This is a genomic window from Streptomyces sp. Act143 (assembly GCF_003143935.1).
Classification (GTDB): domain Bacteria; phylum Actinomycetota; class Actinomycetes; order Streptomycetales; family Streptomycetaceae; genus Streptomyces.
This window is the reverse complement of sequence record NZ_QFRX01000001.1, coordinates 5,681,988-5,702,542: the sequence shown is the minus strand read 5'-3', so window position 1 is coordinate 5,702,542 and position 20,555 is coordinate 5,681,988. Positions and strand designations below refer to the sequence as shown.

The window sequence follows — 20,555 nt, the reverse complement described above, 5'->3', positions numbered from 1 at the left end:
CCGACCACCGGCCTGGACCTTCAGGGCCTGATCGAGACACCGGACATCACCGATTCAACCTGAGTAATCGGGGGAAAGGGCGTTCCCCCGATCCCCTAAAAACAGAAAACCCCCGGACCGGTATCCCCGGCCGGGGGTTTTCTCAAAATTTGTTCGGCGGCGTCCTACTCTCCCACAGGGTCCCCCCTGCAGTACCATCGGCGCTGTAAGGCTTTTTTCCGATCCGATTTCCTCGGTGCTTTCCAGGTTCCCGCTTCCGCGTTTCCCTTTCCGGCGGTTCTGACTCTATCAGATCCTTTCGGGCCTGACTCCCAGTCAGAGGGGCTTGTCTTCCCGGCCGTTGGGCCGTTCCGACGAGTGAGACTTTAGCGGATTCCCGGCTCCCGAGCTAATCGGGGACCGCGTCCTTTCGAACGTGGATTCCTCATTTCGCAAATACGCATGCAGATACGCACGACGACAGATCGTCGATTGTTTGCTGGCTACCTACGGAATGGCTGTCCGGGGACCGACCGGAGTCGGCTCTCACGTCGGACAACTCGGAGAACAGTACGGACCGCGTCTGGGTGTGTCAACTCCGCTCCGGAGGGAACCCTCCCGGCGTACTCTGGGACGCATGACGACGCGTACGTACACCCAGCTGTGGTGGGCCGCCTGACGGCGGCCGGACTTACGTATGCACTCAACGGCCGCCGACTCGGCGGCCGTTCTCGTATCTCCCTCCAGAGCTCCAGGGGGACGGCCCGCGGAGGCGGCGGTCCCGACCAGGAGATGGAGTGAGAGATGACGCGGGTCTTCAGTGGGGTCAAGCCGACCGGGCATCTGACGCTGGGGAACTACCTGGGAGCCATGCGGCGGTGGGCTGAGGTGGATCAGCACCAGGCCGACGCGCTCTTCTGCGTCGTGGACCTGCACGCGCTGACCGTGGACCACGATCCGGCGCGGGTGCGGCGGCTCAGTCGGCAGGCGGCGACCTTGCTGCTCGCGGCAGGGCTGGATCCCGAGCTGTGCACCGTGTTCGTGCAGAGCCACGTGGACGAGCACGCGCGGCTGTCGTACCTGCTGGAGTGCGTGGCCACGGACGGCGAGATGCGGCGGATGATCCAGTACAAGGAGAAGGCGGCGCGGGAACGGGAGCGCGGTGGGAGTGTGCGGCTGTCGCTGCTGACGTATCCCGTGCTGATGGCGGCGGACATCCTGGCGTACCGGACGGACGAGGTGCCGGTCGGGGACGATCAGACGCAGCATGTGGAGCTGGCGCGGGACATCGCGGTGCGGTTCAACCAGCGGTACGGCCATACGTTCGTGGTGCCTCGGGTCACGCGGCCGGGTGTGGCGGCCCGGGTCATGAACCTTCAGGATCCGGCGTCGAAGATGGGGAAGAGCGACGACGTCGGGCCCGGGATCGTCTATCTGCTGGACGAGCCGGACGTGGTGCGGAAGAAGGTCATGCGGGCGGTCACGGACAGCGGGTCCGAGGTCGTGTACGACCGGGAGGCACGGCCGGGGGTGGCGAATCTGCTGGAGATCCTCGCGGCGTGCTCCGATGGGAACCCGGAGGAGCTGAGCGGTGTATATGAGTCGTACGGGGCCTTGAAGAAGGACACCGCAGACGCCGTGGTCGAGGCTCTGAGGCCCGTGCAGGAGAGGCACAAGGAGTTGTGCGCGGATCCTGGCTATGTGGAGGGGGTGCTGCGGGATGGCGCGGAGAAGGCCCGGGAGATGGCCCGGCCGACCGTGGATGCCGCGTATCGGGCGATCGGGTTGCTGCCGGCGGCTGCCGATATCGGCGTGAGCGTGTAGGGCGTGCGCCTGGCCGCCCCGCTCCGGGGTGGGGCGGCCGGGCGGTGTCAGTTGTTGCCGGAGGCCAGTTCGCGGCTGCGGTCGCGGGCGGCTTCGAGGGCGGCGATGAGGGCTGCTCGTACGCCGTGGTTCTCGAGTTCGCGGATGGCGTTGATCGTCGTGCCCGCGGGGGACGTGACGTTCTCGCGGAGCTTGACCGGGTGCTCGCCGCTGTCGCGGAGCATCGTCGCGGCGCCGATCGCGGACTGGACGATGAGGTCGTGGGCCTTGTCGCGGGGCAGGCCGAGCAGGATGCCGGCGTCCGTCATGGCTTCGACCAGGTAGAAGAAGTAGGCCGGGCCGGATCCGGAGAGGGCAGTGCAGGCGTCCTGCTGGGACTCGGGGACGCGGAGCGTCTTGCCGACGGCGCCGAAGATCTCCTCGGCGTGGGCTAGGTGGGCGGCGGTGGCGTGGCTGCCGGCGGAGATGACGGACATGGCCTCGTCGACGAGGGCGGGCGTGTTCGTCATGACGCGGACGACCGGGGTGCCTGCGGCGAGGCGCTCCTCGAAGAAGGAGGTGGGGATGCCCGCGGCGCCGCTGATGATCAGTCGGTCGGCGGGGACGTGCGGGGCGAGCTCGGCGAGGAGGGTGCCCATGTCCTGCGGCTTGACCGTGAGGATCAGGGTGTCGGCGGTCTTGGCGGCCTCGGCGTTGCTGACCGGGGTGACTCCGTAGCGCGCGCGGAGTTCTTCGGCTCGCTCCTGCCGGCGGGCGGTGACGAGGAGGTCGGCCGGGGCCCAGCCGCCTCGGATCATTCCGCTGAGCAGGGCTTCGCCGATCTTGCCGGTGCCGAGGACTGCGACTTTCTGGGTCATGGCTGCGGGTGCCCTCCGGGGGTTTCGTCGTCCGGAGTTCATCCTCGCACCGGGGGGTGGCGGGCGGCGCGGCTGTCCGGTGGGCGGAACGTCTGTGCCCGACCGCTCGGCGGGGTGTGGGGGCCGGTGCGGCTACTGGGTCCTGCGCCTGAGGGTCGCTGCCCCGAGCCCGAGGACGAGTAGGGCGCAGCCGGCCACGATCAGGGCGTCGCGGACGAAGGTGGCGGTCATGTCGGTGTGCTTGAGGACCTCGTTCATGCCGTCGACCGCGTAGGACATGGGCAGGACGTCGGAGATGGCCTCCAGGACGGGGTGCATGTTGTCGCGGGCGGTGAACAGGCCGCAGAGGAGGATCTGCGGGAAGATCACGGCCGGCATGAACTGGACGGCCTGGAACTCGGAGGCGGCGAAGGCCGAGACGAAGAGGCCGAGGGCGGTGCCGAGGAGGGCGTCCAGCAGGGCGACCAGGAGGAGCAGCCAGGGGCTGCCGGTGACGTCCAGGCCGAGGCCCCAGAGTGCGAGGGCGGTGGCGAGGGCGGACTGGATGATCGCGAGGGTGCCGAAGGCGAGGGCGTAGCCGGCGATGAAGTCGGCTTTGCCGAGCGGCATGGCGAAGAGGCGTTCGAGGGTGCCGGAGGTGCGCTCGCGGAGGGTGGCGATGGAGGTGACGAGGAACATCGTGATGAGCGGGAAGATCCCGAGGAGGGAGGCTCCGATGTTGTCGAAGATGCGCGGACTGCCGTCGAAGACGTAGCGCAGCAGGAGCAGCATCACGCACGGGACGAGGAGCATCAGCGCGATCGTGCGCGGGTCGTGGCGCAGCTGGCGCAGGACGCGGGCGGCGGTGGCGAGGGTGCGGGAGGCGTTGAGGGCGCTGGTGGGCGCGGGCGGGAGCGGCGTGGTGGCGGTCGTGGTGCTCATCGGGTCGTCTCCTTCTTGCGTCCGGCCGCGACGGCCTCGTCCACGAGGTGCAGGAATGCGCCTTCGACGGTCTCGGAGCCGGTGTCGGTGCGCAGGGCGTCCGGGGTGCCGTCGGCGAGGATCTCGCCCTCGCGCATGAGGAGGAGGCGGTGGCAGCGCTCGGCCTCGTCCATGACGTGGGAGGAGATGAGGAGGGTGGCGCCGCGCTGGGCGGCGATGTCGTGGAAGAGGTTCCAGAGGTCGCGGCGCAGGACGGGGTCCAGTCCGACCGTCGGTTCGTCGAGGACAAGGAGTTCGGGCGTGCCGAGGAGGGCCACCGCGAGGGAGACGCGGCTGCGTTGGCCGCCGGAGAGGTTGCCGGCGAGGGAGTCGGTGTGGCTGGCGAGGTCCACTTCGTCGATGACTCGGGTGACGTCGGTGCGGCGGCGGTCGGCGGCGGCGTGGCCGGGGGCGAGGATCGCGGCGAAGTAGTCGAGGTTCTGGCGGACGGTCAGGTCGTCGTAGATGGAGGGGTCTTGGGTGACGTAGCCGATGCGGGTGCGCAGGGTGGGGTGTCCGGCGGGGTGGTCGAGGACGTCGAGGGTGCCGGTGACCTTGGCCTGGGTGCCGACGATCGCGCGCATGAGGGTGGACTTGCCGCAGCCGGAGGGGCCTAGGAGGCCGGTGATCTGGCCGCGGGGGACGCTGAAGTCGAGGCCGCGCAGGACGGTGCGGGGGCCGCGGACGACGGTGAGGCCTTCGGCGTGGACGGCGGGGGTGTCGGGAGGCTTGGAAGAATAATTCATCATGCGATGAATAATCCTCTCGGGGGCAGGTGTCGTCAAGCAGGGTGCGTACGGCTTTCGGCGGCGCAGGCCCGTGACCGCGCGATCTTGCGGAGCGCGGCTGGAGTGCCCTCTGGGGGGTATGCAGGCCGAGTGATCCCGGTGGCGGCGCCGGCCGCGCTGGTGGTGACGGCGACGGTGATCGTCATCGGGGACCTCTTCGAGGGGGTGCTGGTGGGACTGGCCCTGGCGGTGGCGAAGCGCGCGTACGACACCGGTCCTATGGAAGTGGGGACCGAGGACCGGGGCGCGGCGGGGGTCGTCGTGCGGGTGCTGGGCCACGCGACGCTCTCGCGGTTGCCGAAACTGCTGGACGCGTTGGGGGCATGGCCGCGCGACCGAAAGGTACGGCTGGAATGGGGCGGGCCGCGGCACCTGGACCACGCGTGCGCGGCGGCCCAGGAGGGATGGGCCGCCGGGCGAGGTCAGGCGTTGGGGGTGAGCGGTTCGGTGGCGAGCGGCTTGGTGGCGACCAGCAGTTCCACGTCGTAGGTCTCCTCGACGCTTCCGTCCGGGAAGGCCGCCAGCAGGTGCCGTCGCTCCTCGGTGAGGAAGGCCGTGGCGCGTTCCTCACCTGCGACCAGGAAGAGCGAGTGGCTGCCGATGTTGGCGAGATGGGTGTCGACCGGGACGCGGCGGCTCCAGCGGACCTTGCGCTGGGTGAAGTCCAGGCAGCGCATGGGGTCGGCGAGGGCGGCCCGGGTGCCGCTGCCGTTCGCCTCCACGCTCGGCGGGGTGGCGATGTCGCTGAAGCTCGCGGCCATGCGCTCGGCCTGGGTGGCGATCCAGGGCACGTCGAGGGGGGAGATGTTCCACCACAGCGCCAACGCCCCGCCCGGCCGCAGTACGCGCAGGGCCTCCGGGGCCGCGAGGCGCGGGTCCGTCCAGTGCCAGGCCTGAGCGTAGGTGAGGAAGTCGACGGAGGCGGCGGCCAGCGGCAGGGTGTTGCCGTTGCCGCGGACGATCGGGATGCCGGGGTGGCTGCGGCGGAACTGGGCGGCCATGCCGTCGCCGGGTTCGACGGCGATCACATCGGCGCCGCGGGCGTGCAGGAGGGCGGTGGCGATACCGGTACCGGCCCCGACGTCCGCGACGCGGGCACCGGCGAGGGGCCGGCCCGCAAGGTCCTCGATCGCGTCGAAGAGGGCGGGCGGGTAGGAGGGGCGGTTCGCCGCGTACTGGGCTGCGGCGGCGTTGAAGGAGTGGGCACGGGCGGAGTGCGAGGCGGCCGTCGTCATAGCGCCATGGTGGCGGAGGTGGGTGCAGGGTGCAGTGAGTTTTTGGTGAGAGGGCGGACGACGCGTTCGCGGGGTGTGGGGCGCCGTGCCGGGAGCCGTGCCGTCGCGGGGCGTACGGGGCCGGTGCCGGCCCTGGAGCCGTGCCCTCGCGCGGCGTGGTGCCCTGGCCCCGTGGGGCGGGCGACAGCCCTGCTCTGCCGGGGGCCGCCCGGCCTTGCTCGCGAGGGTCCTCAGGGGCGGCGGCGCTTCTTTGAGGGGTTGCCGGTGCGGCGGGTGGTGCGCTTCTCGTGCTGCTTGCGGGCGGTCTCGTACTCCTCGCGGTGGAGTTTCTCGCCCGGGGCCTCGGTGAGGGAGCGGAAGAAGTAGGCGAGGAGGGAGCCGACGAAGCCGATGGCCAGGAGGCCGCGGAGGGATGCCTGGCGGTCGGGGTCGGGGCGCTTGGTGAAGGCCTCCCAGGTGTGGCGGAAGGCGAGGGCGCTGCAGATCGCGAACATCACGACCATGAGGAGGGTGACGAAGCTGCCGATGTCGGCGATCGCGAGGCCCTCGTAGGCGAAGCGCAGGACCAGGCAGGAGGCGACGGCGGCGGCGAGGGAGCCGGCGGATGCGGCGACGCGGCGGAGGGTGTAGCCGTCGGTGTGCTCGACCCAGGTCGTGCCGAAGAAGCGGATGGGTTCCGGGCGGGGACCGGTGGCGGGGCCCGCGCTGTCCTGGGTGCCGTGTTCGTCGCTCACGCGTCGATTATGGCCGGGGACGAGCGCGGGCCCCGCGAGGGCTCGGCAGCGGCCGGACACACAGCCGTCGCTGACCGTCCGCGGGTACGTGTCCGGGATGTGGCCGCCGTCGGCGAGCCTGTCCCGGGTGTGCGAGGTGCACAGCGGGCCGGTGATCGTCCGGCCCGGCGTCCGGCGGACCAGCGTGACCGTTCGTGCCCTGCTCGATCTCCTTGATGACCCGGTGGCTGATTCCCGGGCCGCCGCACATGTTCACGGCCTCACGGTCCTCGACGCCGGAAAGCGCCGACGGTCCTGACCAGCAGGAGCGAGCGGCGCTTCGGCGATGTCACGGGATTCCCCTGCCTCTGGTGCGGGTCGGACCCGCGTCCCGTGAGGGTCAGAGCGAGCAGCGCGGGCGGATGTAGCCGTCGCTGCCGGTCTGCACGTACGCGTCCGAGACGTACTTGCCGTTGGCGATGCAGTCCCAGATGCTGCTCGTGCCATAGGGGCCCGTGATGGTCGTGCCGGGCGTCTGACACAGGATCGCGACCTGCGCGCCCTCGGGCAGCACGTCGACGATGGAGTAGGTGGTGCCCGGTCCGCTGCGGACGTTGAGGCGGACCCCGGGCGCGACCGAGTAGTAGCGCACGGTCGTTGTGGAGGCCGCCGCCGTCACGGCGATCTCCTGCTCGCCGCCCTGGGCCTCTTCGACACGGTCAACCGACATGATTGCCTCCCCCGTTGAGTCCCACGCCTGTCGTGGGCCCCTTTGATTCCCCCGCGACGCGTCCCGAAACAGACGTGCGCGACTCGAACACGAACGCTAGCAAGCCGCCTCTGTCTCGTACGAGTCATCGACTAGGCTCCGTGCGTCGCGCACGCGGACGGACAGCACGGGGGTGGTCCCATGGCGCCACAGCAGAACACCGGAGCGGGCGCGGAAGCGGAACTTCCCGATTACGCCGGTCACTACCGCCTGGAAGCACGTCTCGGGTCCGGTGGCATGGGTGTCGTGCATCGTGCGCGCAGCGCCTCGGGGATGACGCTCGCGGTGAAGGTCGTACACGCCGAATTCGCCAGGGATCCCGAGTTCAGGGGGCGTTTCCGGCAGGAGGTCGCCGCGGCGCGCAAGGTCAGCGGGGCGTTCACCGCACCCGTCGTCGATGCCGATCCGGAGGCCGAACGGCCCTGGATGGCCACGCTGTTCATCCCCGGACCGACCCTCTCCGACGAGGTCAAGCGGAATGGACCGATGGCCCCGGCCCAGTTGCGTCGGCTGATGGCCGGGCTGGCCGAGGCCCTGCGCGACATCCACCGGGTCGGGGTCGTCCACCGGGATCTCAAGCCGAGCAATGTGCTGCTCGCCGAGGACGGGCCCAAGGTCATCGACTTCGGCATTTCTCGGCCAAAGGACAGCGAACTGCGCACCGAGACCGGGAAACTGATCGGTACGCCGCCCTTCATGGCGCCCGAGCAGTTCCGGCGGCCCCGTGCCGTCGGTCCTGCCGCCGACATCTTCGCGCTGGGCTCGGTGATGGTGCACGCGGCCACGGGGCGGGGGCCGTTCGACTCCGACAGCCCGTACGTCGTCGCGTACCAGGTCGTGCACGACGAGCCCGATCTGACCGGCGTACCGCAGAATCTGGCGGCGCTGGTGGAGCGCTGTCTGGCCAAGGAACCCGAGGACCGGCCCACGCCGGACGAGTTGATGCGGGAGCTGCGGTCGGTCGCGGCCTCGTACGACACCCAGGCGTTCATCCCCGCGCAGCGCACCGGCGAGACGCCCGGGCCGGAACCGCGCCCCGTGGAGCCGGAGAGACGGCGGCGCGGTCGGCGGCCGGGCAGGAGGACGGTGATCGGAGCCGGGGTGCTGGGCCTCGCGGCGCTCGCCACGCTGGTCTCCGTCCAGGTCGTCGGCACCTCGGGGTCGAGCCCGACGAGCAGCGCGGCACCGGCCGCGTCCGCCGGGTTCAGCCCGTGGGCGACCCGGCCGAAGGGCGCGGAGGGCGGCCTGCCCCGGTGCTCGCACGGGGGTCAGGCGCTGCTGTGCGTGCAGACCGGGCTGGTCAGCGCGCTCGATCCGGCCGACGGCCACGTCCTGTGGCGGCATCCGCTGGGCGACGGCGACTCCCCGAGCGAGCCTCCGGTCTTCTCCGGGGGCCTGGCGCATGTGGTGACCCACACGGGCCGGCGGCTGCTCGCGCTCGATCCGGCGACGGGCAGTACGCGGTGGAAGCTCGACCTGTCCGCGTACCGCGGCTTCGCCCACGCGCGCGGAACGCTGCTCCTGACCGGCGCCGACGGCAAGGTCACCGGTGTCGACAGTGCGACGGGCGAGATCAAGTGGAGCAAGCGGATTCCCGGTTCGGCCGACGCGAGCTTCGGGTCGTTCCCCGCCAGCCCCTGGGCCTACCGCACGGGCAGATCCGCGGACGGGACCAGCACCCGGGTGACGACGGTGGACCCGGCCACGGGCGAGGTGGAGCGGGACGACCGGCTCGACGGGGCGCTGCGGCCCGTCGGCACCTCGGCCGGCGGTGTCTTCTTCCTGGCCGACGGGGGCAGTTACGGCGAGACGAGCGCCGTGGTCCGTTACGACCTCGCGTCAGGGGCGTCCCGGCGGGTGCCGCTGACGGTGCCCGTCGACCAGGCGCAGGCCACCGTGCGCGGTGACCTGGTCTGGCTGCTGGGCACGGGCGGCTCGCTGGTGGCTGTCGACATGAGCGCGAAGCGGCAGGTGTGGTCCCTGGAGACAGGCGTGAGCCAGGGTTCGGCGCCGGTGACCGACGGCCGCCGGGTGTACGTCACGGCCCCCGACGGCCGGCTGCTCGCCGTCTCCGCCCGCGGCGGAAAGCTGCTCGGCCAGACTCCGCTCCGGCCCGGCCCGCACTCGGACCAGGTGACGTCCTCGCTGCCGGTGCCCCTCCTCGCCGACGCCGGCGCCTACGCCAGCGCCCCCGACGGCACGGTCTTCGCCGTGGACGCCCGGGACCCGGCCGCCTGGTAGCCGCCGCCCACGCCCCGGCCGCCTGGCAGCCGCAGCGGCGCGAAGTGGTGAAGCGGCGGCATCGGGACGCCGCGGAACCGCAGCCCGCCCCCGCCCCCGCCCCCGCCCCCGCGGCCGTACGCATGCCGAAGGGGCCGCCCCGAAAGAGACGGCCCCTCTGCGTCGAACGCCTAGCCCAGCTTGGACACGTCGCGCACCGCGCCCTTGTCCGCGCTCGTCGCCATCGCGGCGTACGCCTTCAGCGCGGCGGACACCTTGCGCTCGCGGTTCTTGGGGACGTACGCCCCGCCCAGCGCCTGCTCCCGGCGGGCCAGCTCCGCGTCGTCGACGAGGAGGTCGATCGTGCGGTTCGGGATGTCGATGCGGATGCGGTCGCCGTCCTCGACGAGGGCGATGGTGCCGCCCGCGGCGGCCTCCGGAGAGGCGTGGCCGATCGACAGGCCCGAGGTGCCGCCGGAGAAGCGGCCGTCGGTGACCAGGGCGCAGGCCTTGCCGAGGCCGCGGCCCTTCAGGTACGAGGTCGGGTAGAGCATCTCCTGCATGCCGGGGCCGCCCTTGGGGCCCTCGTAGCGGATGACCACCACGTCGCCCTCCTTGATCTCCTTCAGGAGGATCTTCTGGACGGCCTCTTCCTGGGACTCGCAGACCACCGCCGGGCCCTCGAAGGTCCAGATGGACTCGTCGACGCCGGCCGTCTTCACCACGCAGCCGTCGACCGCCAGGTTGCCCTTGAGGACCGCCAGGCCGCCGTCCTTGGAGTACGCGTGCTCGGCGGAGCGGATGCAGCCGCCCTCGGCGTCCTCGTCCAGCGCCTCCCAGCGCTCGGACTGGGAGAAGGCCTCGGCGGAGCGGACGCAGCCGGGGGCCGCGTGCCACAGCTCCACCGCCTCGGGGGACGGGGAGCCGCCGCGCACGTCCCAGGTCTTCAGCCAGTCGGCCAGGGACGGGCTGTGGACCGAGTGGACGTCCTCGTTGAGGAGGCCGGCGCGGTGCAGTTCGCCGAGGAGGGCCGGGATGCCGCCCGCGCGGTGCACGTCCTCCATGTAGTACGTGCGGTTCTTCGCGACGTTCGGCGCGACCTTCGCCAGGCACGGGACGCGGCGCGAGACGGCGTCGATCTCGGCGAGGCCGAAGGGGACGCCCGCCTCCTGGGCCGCGGCCAGCAGGTGCAGGATCGTGTTGGTGGAACCGCCCATGGCGATGTCCAGGGCCATCGCGTTCTCGAAGGCCGCGAAGGAGGCGATCGAGCGGGGCAGGACCGTCTCGTCGTCCTGCTCGTAGTAGCGCCGGGTGATGTCCATGACGGTGCGGGCGGCGGCCTCGTACAGGCCCTTGCGGGCCGTGTGCGTGGCCAGGACCGAGCCGTTGCCGGGAAGGGAGAGGCCGATGGCCTCCGTCAGGCAGTTCATCGAGTTGGCGGTGAACATGCCGGAACAGGAGCCGCAGGTCGGGCAGGCGTTCTCCTCGATACGGAGGATGTCCTCGTCCGAGATCTTGTCGTTCACGGCGTCGGAGATCGCGTCGACCAGGTCGAGCGTGCGGACCGTGCCGTCCACGAGGGTGGCGCGGCCGGACTCCATCGGGCCGCCGGAGACGAAGACCGTCGGGATGTTCAGGCGCAGGGCCGCGTTGAGCATGCCCGGGGTGATCTTGTCGCAGTTGGAGATGCAGATCAGGGCGTCGGCGCAGTGCGCCTCGACCATGTACTCCACCGAGTCCGCGATCAGGTCGCGGGAGGGGAGGGAGTACAGCATGCCGCCGTGGCCCATCGCGATGCCGTCGTCGACCGCGATGGTGTTGAACTCGCGCGGGATGCCGCCGGCCTCGACGATCGCCTCGGAGACGATCCGGCCGACCGGCTGGAGGTGGGTGTGGCCCGGCACGAACTCGGTGAAGGAGTTCGCGACGGCGATGATCGGCTTGCGGCCGATGTCCGCACCCGGTACACCGGAGGCGCGCATAAGGGCGCGGGCGCCCGCCATGTTGCGGCCGTGGGTGACTGTGCGGGACCTCAGCTCGGGCATCGTCGCTCGCTCCTTCTGACAGTTGTGGCTGCTATCGAGCGTACGCCGGTCATCCAGAGGGCGGACAGGCTGTCCGGAATGCGGGACGCATGTCTCAGCCGAGGCGTCACGGCCCCGTCAGATGCCCCTGCACCACCGGCGCCACCCGCGCGACGATCTGTTCCACGTCCGCCGACGCGACCGGCTCGATCCTGATCACGTACCGCATCATCGCGACCCCCACCAACTGCGCCGCCGCCAGCTCGGCCCGCAGCTCCGCGTCCGGCGCGTCCAGTTCGCCGGCGATCCGGCGCAGCAACTGGGTGGAGACGAGCCGGCGGAAGACGGTGGCCGCGGCCTCGTTGTTCACCGCCGACCGGACGATCGCGAGCAGCGGTTTACGGGTCACCGGGTTCTCCCAGAGCCCGAAGATGACCCGGGTCATCCGCTCGCCGACGTCGTCGAGGGGCGCCTCCAGCACGGCGTCCCGCACCTTCAGCGCGGGCGCGAAGGCGACCTCCACGGCCGCCTCGAAGACCTGCTCCTTGGTGCCGAAGTAGTGGTGGACCAGGGCCGAGTCGACCCCGGCCGCCTTCGCGATGCCGCGCACCGACGTCTTCTCGTACCCGCGCTCGGAGAACTCCTCGCGGGCGGCGGTCAGGATGCGGTCGCGGGTGCCGACCGCGTCGGATTCGGTACGCCGAGGGCGGCCCCGCCTGCGCGCGGTGGCGTCGGTCATCGCCGCGGCACCCTGACCGCCGACGCCAGATGGAGCCGGGTGAAGGCCAGCGCCTCCGCCAGATCGGCCTCACGTTCGGCGCTCGACATCGCGCGCCGGGTGTTGACCTCGATGACGACATGGCCGTCGAAGCCGGTCAGGGCGAGACGTTCCAGCAGTTCGGCGCAGGGCTGGGTGCCGCGGCCGGGGACGAGGTGCTCGTCCTTCGCCGAGCCGCGCCCGTCGGCGAGGTGGACGTGGCCGAGCCGGTCGCCCATGCGGTCGACCATCTGCATCGCGTCGGCGCGGGCCGTCGCGGAGTGACTGAGGTCGATCGTGAAGTGCCGGTAGTCGTCCTTGGTGACGTCCCAGTCGGGGGCGTACGCGAGCATCTCGCGGTCGCGGTAACGCCAGGGGTACATGTTCTCGACGGCGAACCGCACGTCCGTCTCGTTCGCCATCCGCCAGATCCCCTCGACGAAGTCGCGGGCGTACTGGCGCTGCCAGCGGAACGGGGGGTGGACGACGACCGTGCTCGCGCCGAGCTTCTCGGCGGCCGCCTGGGCGCGCTGGAGCTTGACCCAGGGGTCCGTCGACCACACGCGCTGTGTGATCAGCAGACAAGGGGCATGCACGGCCAGGATCGGGATCTGGTGATAGTCGCTCAGCCTGCGCAGGGCTTCCAGGTCCTGGCTGACCGGGTCGGTCCACACCATGACCTCGACCCCGTCGTACCCCAGGCGTGCGGCTATCTCGAAGGCCGTCGCCGTGGACTCCGGGTACACGGAGGCCGTCGAGAGGGCGACCTTCGCGTCCGGGATCTTGACGACTGGTTCTGCCACGTTGGTCAGCCTAAAGGGTTGGGCCGGGTGGGTGCGGGGGGTCTATTCGCCGTTGTGGGGTTCGCCACGGGGGCGGGTGCGGGTGCGGTGTGGTCGCTCGCGCGGTTCCGCGCGCCCCCTTGGACCCCTGTACGGGCCGCTACACCGAGCCCATGTGGTCAAGTCGCCGCAGGATCACGCCTTCTCGCAGTGCCCAGGGGCAGATCTCGAGGCTCTCCACGCCGAAGAGATCCATCGCTCCCTCAGCCACCAGCGCACCCGCGAGGAGCTGTCCCGCCCGGCCCTCCGAGACCCCCGGCAGCTCGCTGCGCTGCGCCGCCGTCATCCCCGCCAGCCGCGGCACCCACGCCTCCAGGGACTCCCGCTTCAGCTCGCGCTGGACGTAGAGGCCCTCGGCGGAGCGGGCGGCGCCGGCCAGGCGGGCCAGCTGCTTGAAGGTCTTGGAGGTGGCGACGACATGGTCGGGGGCGCCGAAGCGGCTGAACTCGCCGACCGTGCGGGCGATCTGGGCGCGGACATGACGCCGCAGCGCCCTTATCGCCTCCGGGTCCGGCGGGTCGCCCGGGAGCCAGCCCGCGGTGAGGCGGCCGGCGCCCAGCGGCAGCGAGACCGCCGCGTCGGGCTCCTCGTCGATGCCGTACGCGATCTCCAGGCTGCCCCCGCCGATGTCCAGGACCAGCAGCTTCCCGGCCGACCAGCCGAACCAGCGGCGGGCGGCGAGGAAGGTGAGACGGGCCTCCTCCTCGCCCGCGAGAACCTGGAGCTCGACGCCGGTCTCGGCCTGCACGCGCGCGAGGACGTCGTCGGCGTTGCTGGCCTCGCGGACCGCGGAGGTGGCGAACGGCAGGAGGTCCTCGACGCCCTTGTCCTCGGCGGCCTGAAGGGCCTCCTTGACGACCGCGATCAGTTTGTCGACCCCTTCGGGGCTGACGGCCCCGGCCTCGTCGAGGAGTTGGGCGAGGCGCAGCTCCACCTTGTGCGAGTGCGCGGGCAGCGGGCGCGCGCCGGGGTGTGCATCCACCACCAGCAGATGCACCGTGTTCGATCCCACGTCGAGGACACCGAGTCTCATGTACGGAACGCTACTGCCAGCCGAGCCGTACGCCGTCCCCGGAGCCGTCCTGGGCGACTTACCCTGGACGCGTGCCAAAGACCAAAAAGGCGAAGAATGAGCAGGCCGCCACGGCCTCCGGCGCTTCTTCGCAGGCGAAGTCGCAGGTGGAGTCGTCGGCGAAGTCCTCGGTGAAGTCCTCGGCGACGGCATCGGCGGACTCCCAGAAGTCGCAGCTGATGACCAAGGTGAAGTCGCCGAAGATGTCGAAGAAGGCCCGGGCAGCGGACGAGAAGGGGCTCGACTTCGCGCGCGCATGGGTGGAATTCCCTGATCCGGCAGACGACGAGCAGGTCTTCCGGTGCGATCTGACATGGCTGACCTCTCGCTGGAACTGCATCTTCGGCAGCGGCTGCCAGGGCATCCAGGCGGGCCGCGCGGACGACGGGTGCTGCACGCTGGGCGCCCACTTCTCCGACGAGGACGACGAGAAGCGGGTGGCCGGGCATGTGGCCAGGCTCACTCCGGACATCTGGCAGTTCCACGACGAGGGCCGGGAGAACGGCTGGGTCGCGGAGGACGAGGACGGCGACCGGCAGACCCGCCCCTACCAGGGCTCCTGTATCTTCCAGAACCGTCCCGGCTTCGCCGGCGGCGCGGGCTGCTCGCTGCACATCCTGGCCATCAAGGAGGGCCGCGAGCCGCTGGAGACCAAGCCGGACGTCTGCTGGCAGCTTCCGGTGCGGCGGACCTACGAGTGGATCGACCGGCCCGACGACACACGGGTGCTCCAGGTGTCGATCGGTGAGTACGACCGCCGCGGCTGGGGCCCGGGCGGCCATGACCTGCACTGGTGGTGCACCTCGGCGACCTCGGCGCACGGCGCGGGCGACCCGGTGTACGTGTCCTACGGCCCGGAGCTGACCGAGCTGATGGGCAAGGCCGGCTACGACCGTCTGGTCGAGCTGTGCGAGGAGCGGCTGGCCTCGCAACTGCCGCTGCTGGCACCGCATCCCGCGGACCCCGTGGACTGACCGCTCCACGTCTGGGTCGTGGGCTGACCGCTCCACGTCTGGGTCGTGGGCTGGCCGCTCCACGTCTGGGTCCACGTCACCGCTGGTGCCTGTGGTCACGTCGGTGGCTGCGCTCACGTCCGCGTCCCCGGGTGCGGCTGCGGGTCATGACGTCGACGGGCTCGGGTCCCCGCTGTCGCTGGGCGGCGGGGTCGAGCTCGCCGGGTCCGAGGGCGCGGTGCCGGTCGGTGTCGGGTCCGGCGACGAGGGCGGCGGGTCGCTCGGCGCGGGGTCCGTCGGGGCCGGCGTGGTGGGTGTCGGGTCGGAGGACGAGGGCGGCGGGTCGGCGGGGGTGTCGGGGTCGGTCGGGGTGGGCGCGGTGCCGTAGCCCTCGATGGAGACGACGGCGCCGGCCGGTGACACGGCCACCCGCGCGGTCCAGTAGCCGGACGGCTCGCGCAGATGGTTCACGTACACCTTGATCGTCAACGATTCGCCGGGGGCGAGGGTTCCCGAGGTCTGGCTGAGGTAGAGCCAGGAGGCGCCCGTGGTCGCGGACCAGCGCACCGGGGTCTCGCCGGTGGCGGTGAGGGTGATCAGCGTGGTGTCGCCGCTGTTGCCGGCCGCCACGTCCAGGTGACCGGCGCCCTTCGTGCCGGCGCCGGTGACGCTGATGACCTCCACGGACACATCGGGCCGGTTGCCCTTGCCGAAGCCGCGGCCGGGCTGGGTGCTGGCGTTGCCCGCGTTCTCGTAGCCGTCCCCGACCGCCTCGCCGTCCAGGCCGCCCGGGCCGCGTGCCTCGCTGGCGGAGGCCGAGCGGCCCTCGGTGCCCTCGGCGGTGGGGGTGCCCCGGTAGGCGGCCCAGAGCGCCAGTACCGGGGCCGCCACGACGGTGGCGACGACGGTCGTGGTGACGGCACGCGCGCGGAGGCGGTCGCGGCGGGCCGCGCGGTCCTTGGGGTCCATCGGGAAGCCGCGCCGGTCGAAGCGGGGCGCCGCGGCGCCCCGCGCGCGCGGGAGATGCGCCATGGCGACGTGCAGGGTCGCGCGGGGCGCCTCCAGGACGGGCAGCTCCGAGGGGGTGACGCTCGCGCCGGGCCAGCTACCGGTGATCGCGCGCTCCGCGGTGCGGCGGCAGCGCGGGCAGTCGTCGACATGCCGGACCAGCTCGCGGCGCACGGCCGTGCTGAGCACCAGCTGGTGGTCGCCGGTGAGGCGGGCGACGCCCGGGCAGGTGCCGGTCTGTACGACGGCGAGGGCCGCGCGGGTGCGCTCCACCTCACAGGCGGCGGCCGCGAGCAGCTCACGGGCGGCGGCCAGGTCCATGCCGAGGACGGCGGCGACCTCGTGGGCGGCGAGGTGGTGGCGTACGGCGAGTTCGAGGGCCTCGCGCTGCTCCGGGGTGGTGCCGGCCGCCTCCGGCCAGGCGAGCAGGGCGAGTTCGCGCCGGCGCTCCTCCTGGACCGCCTCGGAGACCGGCGGGGTGGTCCGCCGCTCGTCGGTCCTGCGGTCACCGGCCTTGCGGCCGGCGGTGTGGCGGCCCGCCGCGTGGGTGGCCTGACGTTTCTGCTTGGCCTCGGCCAGCTTGCGCAGACAGGCCCAGCGGGCCAGTGCGTAGAGCCAGGCCCGGCGGTCGCCGGCCGCGTCCGGGCCGCGGCGGCGTTCGGCGAGCACCAGGACGTCGCCGAGCGCGGCGGTGGCCGCGTCGTGGTCGCACAGCACGGACAGGCAGTAGGTGAACAGGCCGTCCAGGTACGGCTCGTAACGCGCGGGCGGCCGCTGCGCCAGGGTGCGCGCGGCACCGCGATCGCGCGCCTCCCGTTGCGCCCGATGTGCGCCGGTGGTGCGGGTCGTGGTCTCCGGGCTGCTGCTCATCATCCGTGGACCGTAGGGCGCGGGCGATCGCCCCTTCTTCCACCTTGAGCACTTTTACTCCGTACGGGTGAAACGATCCCTCATAAGGGGACAGGAACGCTTCGTTCCGTGGCTTGTTCCTGACAGCGGTGGCCGGTTACCGACGGCGCGTCTCACCCGTCGGCGGCCCGTACCCACTGAGTGTGCCGCCCGCCTTCTTCTGAGTAGTCGTACTCATGTCCGGTCCACCGCGGGCCCACAGACTTCCGGCATGAGAAGAATTTCGCTGGTGTCGATCACGGCACTGACTGCGGTGTGCGCGCTGGCTCTCACGGGCTGCGGCAATGAACGGGCGGGGTCCGCGGCCGCGCGGACCGAGGTCGACCGGGTCCAGCCGGGTTCCTCCGCCACGCAGACCGCCACCCCTCGGCCCGACCCGGCCGACGACGAGTCCGGCGACTCCGAGTTCATCGCGTTCATGATGCTCCTCAACACGGTCGCCGAGCCGTGCGTGCCGGAGCCCCCGACCGCGGTGCCCCCGGAGGAGTCGGAAGCCATGGCCGAGCCTCCCGCCTCACCCCTGCCCGAACTGCCCCTCCCGGACGAGCCGCCGCCCTCGAGCGAGCCGAGAGACCCCCAGGAGGCCCGCCAGGAGATCGAGCTGAGCCCCGTCGAGAAGTGCGAGGCCCGGCAGCACGTGCGCCGCATCACGAAGGCCCTCGCCGCCGGCAGCGCGGACCCGGCGCCGGAGGACGTCGGCGCGGTCCTCGGCGGACTCGGCTACATCCAGGAGCGGGTCGACGGCCCGCAACGCGCGCGTGGGGGCGTCGAGTTCACTCTCGACCTGCGGGTGATGGGCGGCTCCCTGTGCCTGTCCGGCACCACGACGGGCACGAAGACCACCATCGACTCCTACGGCGCCGACGTGGAGGCCGACTGCACCGAGGTGCGGAGGTGAGGCCCGGACACTGAGCCGCGGCGGGCGTTGTCAGTGCGGGCGGTTACGGTTTCGTCATGGCTGCCCGTACGAAGACCGCCAAGGACCGCCCCGCCTTCCGCTGCACCGAGTGCGGCTGGCAGACGGCGAAGTGGCTCGGCCGCTGCCCCGAATGCCAGGCGTGGGGCACGGTCGAGGAGTACGGCGCGCCCGCGGTGCGCACGACCGCACCCGGCCGCGTCACCACCTCCGCCCTGCCCATCGGCCAGGTCGACGGCCGTCAGGCGACGGCTCGGTCCACCGGCGTACCCGAACTGGACCGCGTCCTGGGCGGCGGTCTCGTCCCGGGCGCGGTCGTGCTGCTCGCGGGCGAGCCCGGCGTGGGAAAGTCGACGCTCCTCCTCGACGTGGCGGCCAAGTCGGCGAGCGACGAGCACCGCACGCTGTACGTCACGGGCGAGGAGTCGGCGAGCCAGGTCCGGCTGCGCGCCGACCGCATCAAGGCCATCGACGACCATCTCTACCTCGCCGCGGAGACCGACCTGGCGGCCGTGCTCGGGCACTTGGACGCGGTGAAGCCGTCCCTGCTGATCCTGGACTCCGTGCAGACGGTGGCCTCACCGGAGATCGACGGCGCCCCCGGCGGCATGGCCCAGGTGCGGGAGGTGGCGGGCGCGCTCATCCGGGCCTCCAAGGAGCGCGGCATGTCCACCCTCCTGGTGGGCCATGTCACGAAGGACGGCGCGATCGCGGGCCCGCGCCTGCTGGAGCACCTCGTGGACGTGGTGCTCTCCTTCGAGGGCGACCGGCACGCGCGCCTGCGCCTCGTCCGGGGCGTCAAGAACCGGTACGGCGCGACGGACGAGGTCGGCTGCTTCGAACTGCACGACGAGGGCATTACGGGTCTTGCGGACCCGAGCGGACTTTTCCTGACCCGTCGTGACGAACCGGTCCCCGGCACCTGTCTGACGGTCACCCTGGAGGGCCGCCGCCCGCTGGTGGCCGAGGTCCAGGCCCTCACCGTGGACTCTCAGATCCCCTCGCCCCGGCGCACCACGTCCGGTCTGGAGACCTCCCGCGTCTCGATGATGCTCGCCGTCCTGGAGCAGCGGGGCCGGATCAGCGCGCTCGGCAAGCGGGACATCTACTCCGCGACGGTCGGCGGAGTGAAGCTCTCGGAGCCCGCCGCGGACCTGGCGATCGCCCTCGCGCTGGCCTCCGCCGCGAGCGACACCCCGCTGCCGAAGAACCTCGTCGCGATCGGCGAGGTGGGCCTCGCGGGCGAGGTCAGACGGGTCACGGGCGTCCAGCGCCGGCTGACCGAGGCGCACCGGCTGGGCTTCACGCACGCGCTCGTGCCGGGCGACCCCGGGAAGATCCCTCCCGGCATGAAGGTCCTGGAAGTCGCCGACATAGGGGACGCTCTGAGGGTCCTTCCGCGGTCGCGTCGGCGAGAGGCCCCACGGGACGAGGAGGAGCGCCGGTAGACTTTGCCCTGGTCTCGCCCGTCCGTACGAACCGAATGTGCGAAACGGGAGCGCCTGAAGAACCTGCGACCGGAGGAGTGCAGTGGCAGCCAACGACCGGGCAGCAGCTCCCGGAAAGTCCGGCGGGAGCTCCGGTGCCGATGGCCTGATGCGCGCCTCACTGAGCGCCGTGGCACCCGGCACGGCCCTGCGCGACGGCCTGGAGCGGATTCTCCGCGGCAACACGGGCGGGCTCATCGTGCTCGGCTTCGACAAGACCGTGGAGCCGATGTGCACGGGCGGTTTCGTCCTGGACGTCGAGTTCACGGCCACGCGCCTGCGTGAGCTGTGCAAGCTGGACGGCGGCATCGTCCTCTCCTCCGACCTGTCGAAGATCCTGCGGGCGGGCGTGCAGCTGGTGCCCGACCCGACGATCCCGACGGAGGAGACGGGCACCCGGCACCGCACCGCGGACCGCGTCTCGAAGCAGGTCGGCTTCCCGGTCGTCTCGGTCTCCCAGTCGATGCGTCTGATCGCCCTCTACGTCGACGGTCAGCGCCGCGTCCTGGAGGACTCCGCGGCGATCCTGTCCCGCGCGAACCAGGCCCTGGCGACGCTGGAGCGCTACAAGCTCCGCCTGGACGAGGTCGCGGGAACGTTGTCAGCGCTGGAGATCGAGGACCTGGTCACGGTCCGGGACGTCTCGGCGGTGGCCCAGCGCCTGGAGATGGTGCGCCGGATCGCGACGGAGATCGCCGAGTACGTGGTCGAGCTGGGCACGGACGGCCGTCTCCTGGCCCTCCAGCTCGACGAGTTGATCGCGGGCGTGGAGCCGGAGCGCGAGCTGGTCGTCCGGGACTACGTCCCCGAGCCCACCGCCAAGCGCTCCCGCACGGTCGACGAGGCGCTCTACGAGCTGGACGCCCTGACCCACGCGGAGCTCCTCGAACTGTCCACGGTGGCGAAGGCGTTGGGCTACACGGGTTCACCGGAGACGTTGGACTCGGCGGTGTCCCCGCGGGGCTTCCGCCTGCTGGCGAAGGTCCCCCGCCTCCCCGGCGCCATCATCGACCGCCTGGTGGAACACTTCGGCGGCCTCCAGAAGCTCCTCGCGGCAAGCGTGGACGACTTGCAGACGGTGGACGGCGTGGGCGAGGCAAGGGCGAGGAGCGTACGAGAGGGCCTGTCCCGGCTGGCGGAGAGCTCGATCCTGGAGCGGTACGTCTAGCGCCCCCAAGGGGGCGCGGGGAACTGCGCGATCAACCACGAGGGCGCGGCAGGCGACGAAGAACCGCCGAGCGG

The 20,555-nt window shown here is 71.7% G+C and carries 18 protein-coding genes; 7 read left to right on the top strand and 11 right to left on the bottom strand.

Features of this window, described 5'->3' with window-relative positions; translation table 11 throughout:
• Nucleotides 1–783: 783 nt before the first annotated feature.
• On the top strand, nucleotides 784–1,803 hold the full coding sequence (gene trpS / locus DI272_RS25920) for a tryptophan--tRNA ligase (protein ID WP_109497667.1): 1,020 nt from the start codon (nucleotides 784–786) through the stop codon (nucleotides 1,801–1,803).
• Nucleotides 1,804–1,850: 47 nt separating this feature from the next.
• On the opposite strand, the gene proC is transcribed toward trpS, so the two are convergent.
• The 3 genes from proC to DI272_RS25905 form a co-directional block, all read right to left on the bottom strand.
• Nucleotides 1,851–2,660 (bottom strand): pyrroline-5-carboxylate reductase, encoded by an 810-nt coding sequence (gene proC / locus DI272_RS25915; protein ID WP_109497666.1) that lies wholly within the window; start codon nucleotides 2,658–2,660, stop codon nucleotides 1,851–1,853.
• A gap of 132 nt (nucleotides 2,661–2,792) precedes the next feature.
• The gene (locus DI272_RS25910; protein ID WP_109497665.1) at nucleotides 2,793–3,581 is read right to left on the bottom strand and encodes an ABC transporter permease; all 789 of its coding nucleotides are present in this window, start codon (nucleotides 3,579–3,581) and stop codon (nucleotides 2,793–2,795) included.
• On the bottom strand, nucleotides 3,578–4,369 hold the full coding sequence (locus DI272_RS25905; RefSeq protein WP_109497664.1) for an ABC transporter ATP-binding protein: 792 nt from the start codon (nucleotides 4,367–4,369) through the stop codon (nucleotides 3,578–3,580). The genes DI272_RS25910 and DI272_RS25905 overlap by 4 nt, the downstream gene beginning before the upstream one ends.
• A gap of 129 nt (nucleotides 4,370–4,498) precedes the next feature.
• Here DI272_RS25905 and DI272_RS25900 point away from each other — a divergent pair, with 129 nt between their 5' ends.
• Nucleotides 4,499–4,897 carry a hypothetical protein gene (locus DI272_RS25900; protein ID WP_258314678.1) on the top strand — a complete coding sequence of 133 codons (399 nt, stop codon included), beginning with the start codon at nucleotides 4,499–4,501 and terminating at the stop codon, nucleotides 4,895–4,897.
• Here the strand turns inward: DI272_RS25900 and DI272_RS25895 are convergent.
• The 3 genes from DI272_RS25895 to DI272_RS25885 form a co-directional block, all read right to left on the bottom strand.
• Nucleotides 4,831–5,643 carry a class I SAM-dependent methyltransferase gene (locus tag DI272_RS25895; RefSeq protein ID WP_109497663.1) on the bottom strand — a complete coding sequence of 271 codons (813 nt, stop codon included), beginning with the start codon at nucleotides 5,641–5,643 and terminating at the stop codon, nucleotides 4,831–4,833. The two genes, DI272_RS25900 and DI272_RS25895, sit on opposite strands and share 67 nt — an antisense overlap.
• A gap of 230 nt (nucleotides 5,644–5,873) precedes the next feature.
• Nucleotides 5,874–6,377 carry a hypothetical protein gene (locus DI272_RS25890; protein ID WP_109497662.1) on the bottom strand — a complete coding sequence of 168 codons (504 nt, stop codon included), beginning with the start codon at nucleotides 6,375–6,377 and terminating at the stop codon, nucleotides 5,874–5,876.
• Between the two features lie 379 nt (nucleotides 6,378–6,756).
• On the bottom strand, nucleotides 6,757–7,086 hold the full coding sequence (locus DI272_RS25885; protein ID WP_109497661.1) for an SH3 domain-containing protein: 330 nt from the start codon (nucleotides 7,084–7,086) through the stop codon (nucleotides 6,757–6,759).
• Nucleotides 7,087–7,266: 180 nt separating this feature from the next.
• Between DI272_RS25885 and DI272_RS25880 the strand changes: the two genes are divergently transcribed.
• Nucleotides 7,267–9,366 (top strand): serine/threonine-protein kinase, encoded by a 2,100-nt coding sequence (locus tag DI272_RS25880; protein ID WP_109497660.1) that lies wholly within the window; start codon nucleotides 7,267–7,269, stop codon nucleotides 9,364–9,366.
• Nucleotides 9,367–9,536: 170 nt separating this feature from the next.
• Here DI272_RS25880 and ilvD read toward each other — a convergent pair whose 3' ends face one another.
• The 4 genes from ilvD to DI272_RS25860 all read right to left on the bottom strand — a co-directional run bounded on the left by ilvD (nucleotide 9,537) and on the right by DI272_RS25860 (nucleotide 14,001).
• Complete coding sequence (gene ilvD, locus DI272_RS25875; protein ID WP_109497659.1) at nucleotides 9,537–11,390, bottom strand: dihydroxy-acid dehydratase; 1,854 nt, start codon at nucleotides 11,388–11,390, stop codon at nucleotides 9,537–9,539.
• A 106-nt stretch (nucleotides 11,391–11,496) separates the two neighbouring features.
• Nucleotides 11,497–12,108, bottom strand: coding sequence for a TetR/AcrR family transcriptional regulator (locus DI272_RS25870; RefSeq protein WP_109497658.1), 612 nt, complete (start codon nucleotides 12,106–12,108; stop codon nucleotides 11,497–11,499).
• Nucleotides 12,105–12,929 carry a sugar phosphate isomerase/epimerase gene (locus DI272_RS25865; protein ID WP_109497657.1) on the bottom strand — a complete coding sequence of 275 codons (825 nt, stop codon included), beginning with the start codon at nucleotides 12,927–12,929 and terminating at the stop codon, nucleotides 12,105–12,107. Before DI272_RS25865 ends, DI272_RS25870 begins: the two co-directional genes overlap by 4 nt.
• A gap of 139 nt (nucleotides 12,930–13,068) precedes the next feature.
• A complete protein-coding gene (locus DI272_RS25860) occupies nucleotides 13,069–14,001 on the bottom strand; it encodes a Ppx/GppA phosphatase family protein (protein WP_109497656.1) in 933 nt (310 codons plus the stop codon).
• A gap of 218 nt (nucleotides 14,002–14,219) precedes the next feature.
• Between DI272_RS25860 and DI272_RS25855 the strand changes: the two genes are divergently transcribed.
• Nucleotides 14,220–15,014 (top strand): hypothetical protein, encoded by a 795-nt coding sequence (locus tag DI272_RS25855; protein WP_258314906.1) that lies wholly within the window; start codon nucleotides 14,220–14,222, stop codon nucleotides 15,012–15,014.
• Between the two features lie 144 nt (nucleotides 15,015–15,158).
• Here DI272_RS25855 and DI272_RS25850 read toward each other — a convergent pair whose 3' ends face one another.
• Nucleotides 15,159–16,874, bottom strand: coding sequence for a sigma-70 family RNA polymerase sigma factor (locus DI272_RS25850; protein ID WP_109497654.1), 1,716 nt, complete (start codon nucleotides 16,872–16,874; stop codon nucleotides 15,159–15,161).
• Nucleotides 16,875–17,121: 247 nt separating this feature from the next.
• Between DI272_RS25850 and DI272_RS25845 the strand changes: the two genes are divergently transcribed.
• From DI272_RS25845 to disA, 3 genes are all read left to right on the top strand, one after another.
• The gene (locus DI272_RS25845; RefSeq protein WP_146238389.1) at nucleotides 17,122–17,808 is read left to right on the top strand and encodes a hypothetical protein; all 687 of its coding nucleotides are present in this window, start codon (nucleotides 17,122–17,124) and stop codon (nucleotides 17,806–17,808) included.
• Nucleotides 17,809–17,864: 56 nt separating this feature from the next.
• Nucleotides 17,865–19,274: a DNA repair protein RadA gene (gene radA / locus DI272_RS25840; RefSeq protein ID WP_109497652.1), complete on the top strand. Its 1,410-nt coding sequence runs from the start codon at nucleotides 17,865–17,867 to the stop codon at nucleotides 19,272–19,274.
• Nucleotides 19,275–19,356: 82 nt separating this feature from the next.
• Entirely contained in the window at nucleotides 19,357–20,481 is a 1,125-nt protein-coding gene (gene disA, locus DI272_RS25835) for a DNA integrity scanning diadenylate cyclase DisA (RefSeq protein ID WP_109497651.1), read from the top strand.
• The last annotated feature ends 74 nt before the right edge of the window (nucleotides 20,482–20,555 follow it).

Excerpts from the sequence above, each read along its gene's own strand:
- trpS (WP_109497667.1), top strand. The coding sequence starts at position 784 with ATGACGCGGGTCTTCAGTGGGGTCAAGCCGACCGGGCATCTGACGCTG.
- proC (WP_109497666.1), bottom strand. The coding sequence starts at position 2,660 with ATGACCCAGAAAGTCGCAGTCCTCGGCACCGGCAAGATCGGCGAAGCC.
- DI272_RS25910 (WP_109497665.1), bottom strand. The coding sequence starts at position 3,581 with ATGAGCACCACGACCGCCACCACGCCGCTCCCGCCCGCGCCCACCAGC.
- DI272_RS25905 (WP_109497664.1), bottom strand. The coding sequence starts at position 4,369 with ATGATGAATTATTCTTCCAAGCCTCCCGACACCCCCGCCGTCCACGCC.
- DI272_RS25895 (WP_109497663.1), bottom strand. The coding sequence starts at position 5,643 with ATGACGACGGCCGCCTCGCACTCCGCCCGTGCCCACTCCTTCAACGCC.
- DI272_RS25885 (WP_109497661.1), bottom strand. The coding sequence starts at position 7,086 with ATGTCGGTTGACCGTGTCGAAGAGGCCCAGGGCGGCGAGCAGGAGATC.
- DI272_RS25880 (WP_109497660.1), top strand. The coding sequence starts at position 7,267 with ATGGCGCCACAGCAGAACACCGGAGCGGGCGCGGAAGCGGAACTTCCC.
- ilvD (WP_109497659.1), bottom strand. The coding sequence starts at position 11,390 with ATGCCCGAGCTGAGGTCCCGCACAGTCACCCACGGCCGCAACATGGCG.
- DI272_RS25870 (WP_109497658.1), bottom strand. The coding sequence starts at position 12,108 with ATGACCGACGCCACCGCGCGCAGGCGGGGCCGCCCTCGGCGTACCGAA.
- DI272_RS25860 (WP_109497656.1), bottom strand. The coding sequence starts at position 14,001 with ATGAGACTCGGTGTCCTCGACGTGGGATCGAACACGGTGCATCTGCTG.
- DI272_RS25855 (WP_258314906.1), top strand. The coding sequence starts at position 14,220 with ATGACCAAGGTGAAGTCGCCGAAGATGTCGAAGAAGGCCCGGGCAGCG.
- DI272_RS25850 (WP_109497654.1), bottom strand. The coding sequence starts at position 16,874 with ATGATGAGCAGCAGCCCGGAGACCACGACCCGCACCACCGGCGCACAT.
- DI272_RS25845 (WP_146238389.1), top strand. The coding sequence starts at position 17,122 with ATGAGAAGAATTTCGCTGGTGTCGATCACGGCACTGACTGCGGTGTGC.
- radA (WP_109497652.1), top strand. The coding sequence starts at position 17,865 with ATGGCTGCCCGTACGAAGACCGCCAAGGACCGCCCCGCCTTCCGCTGC.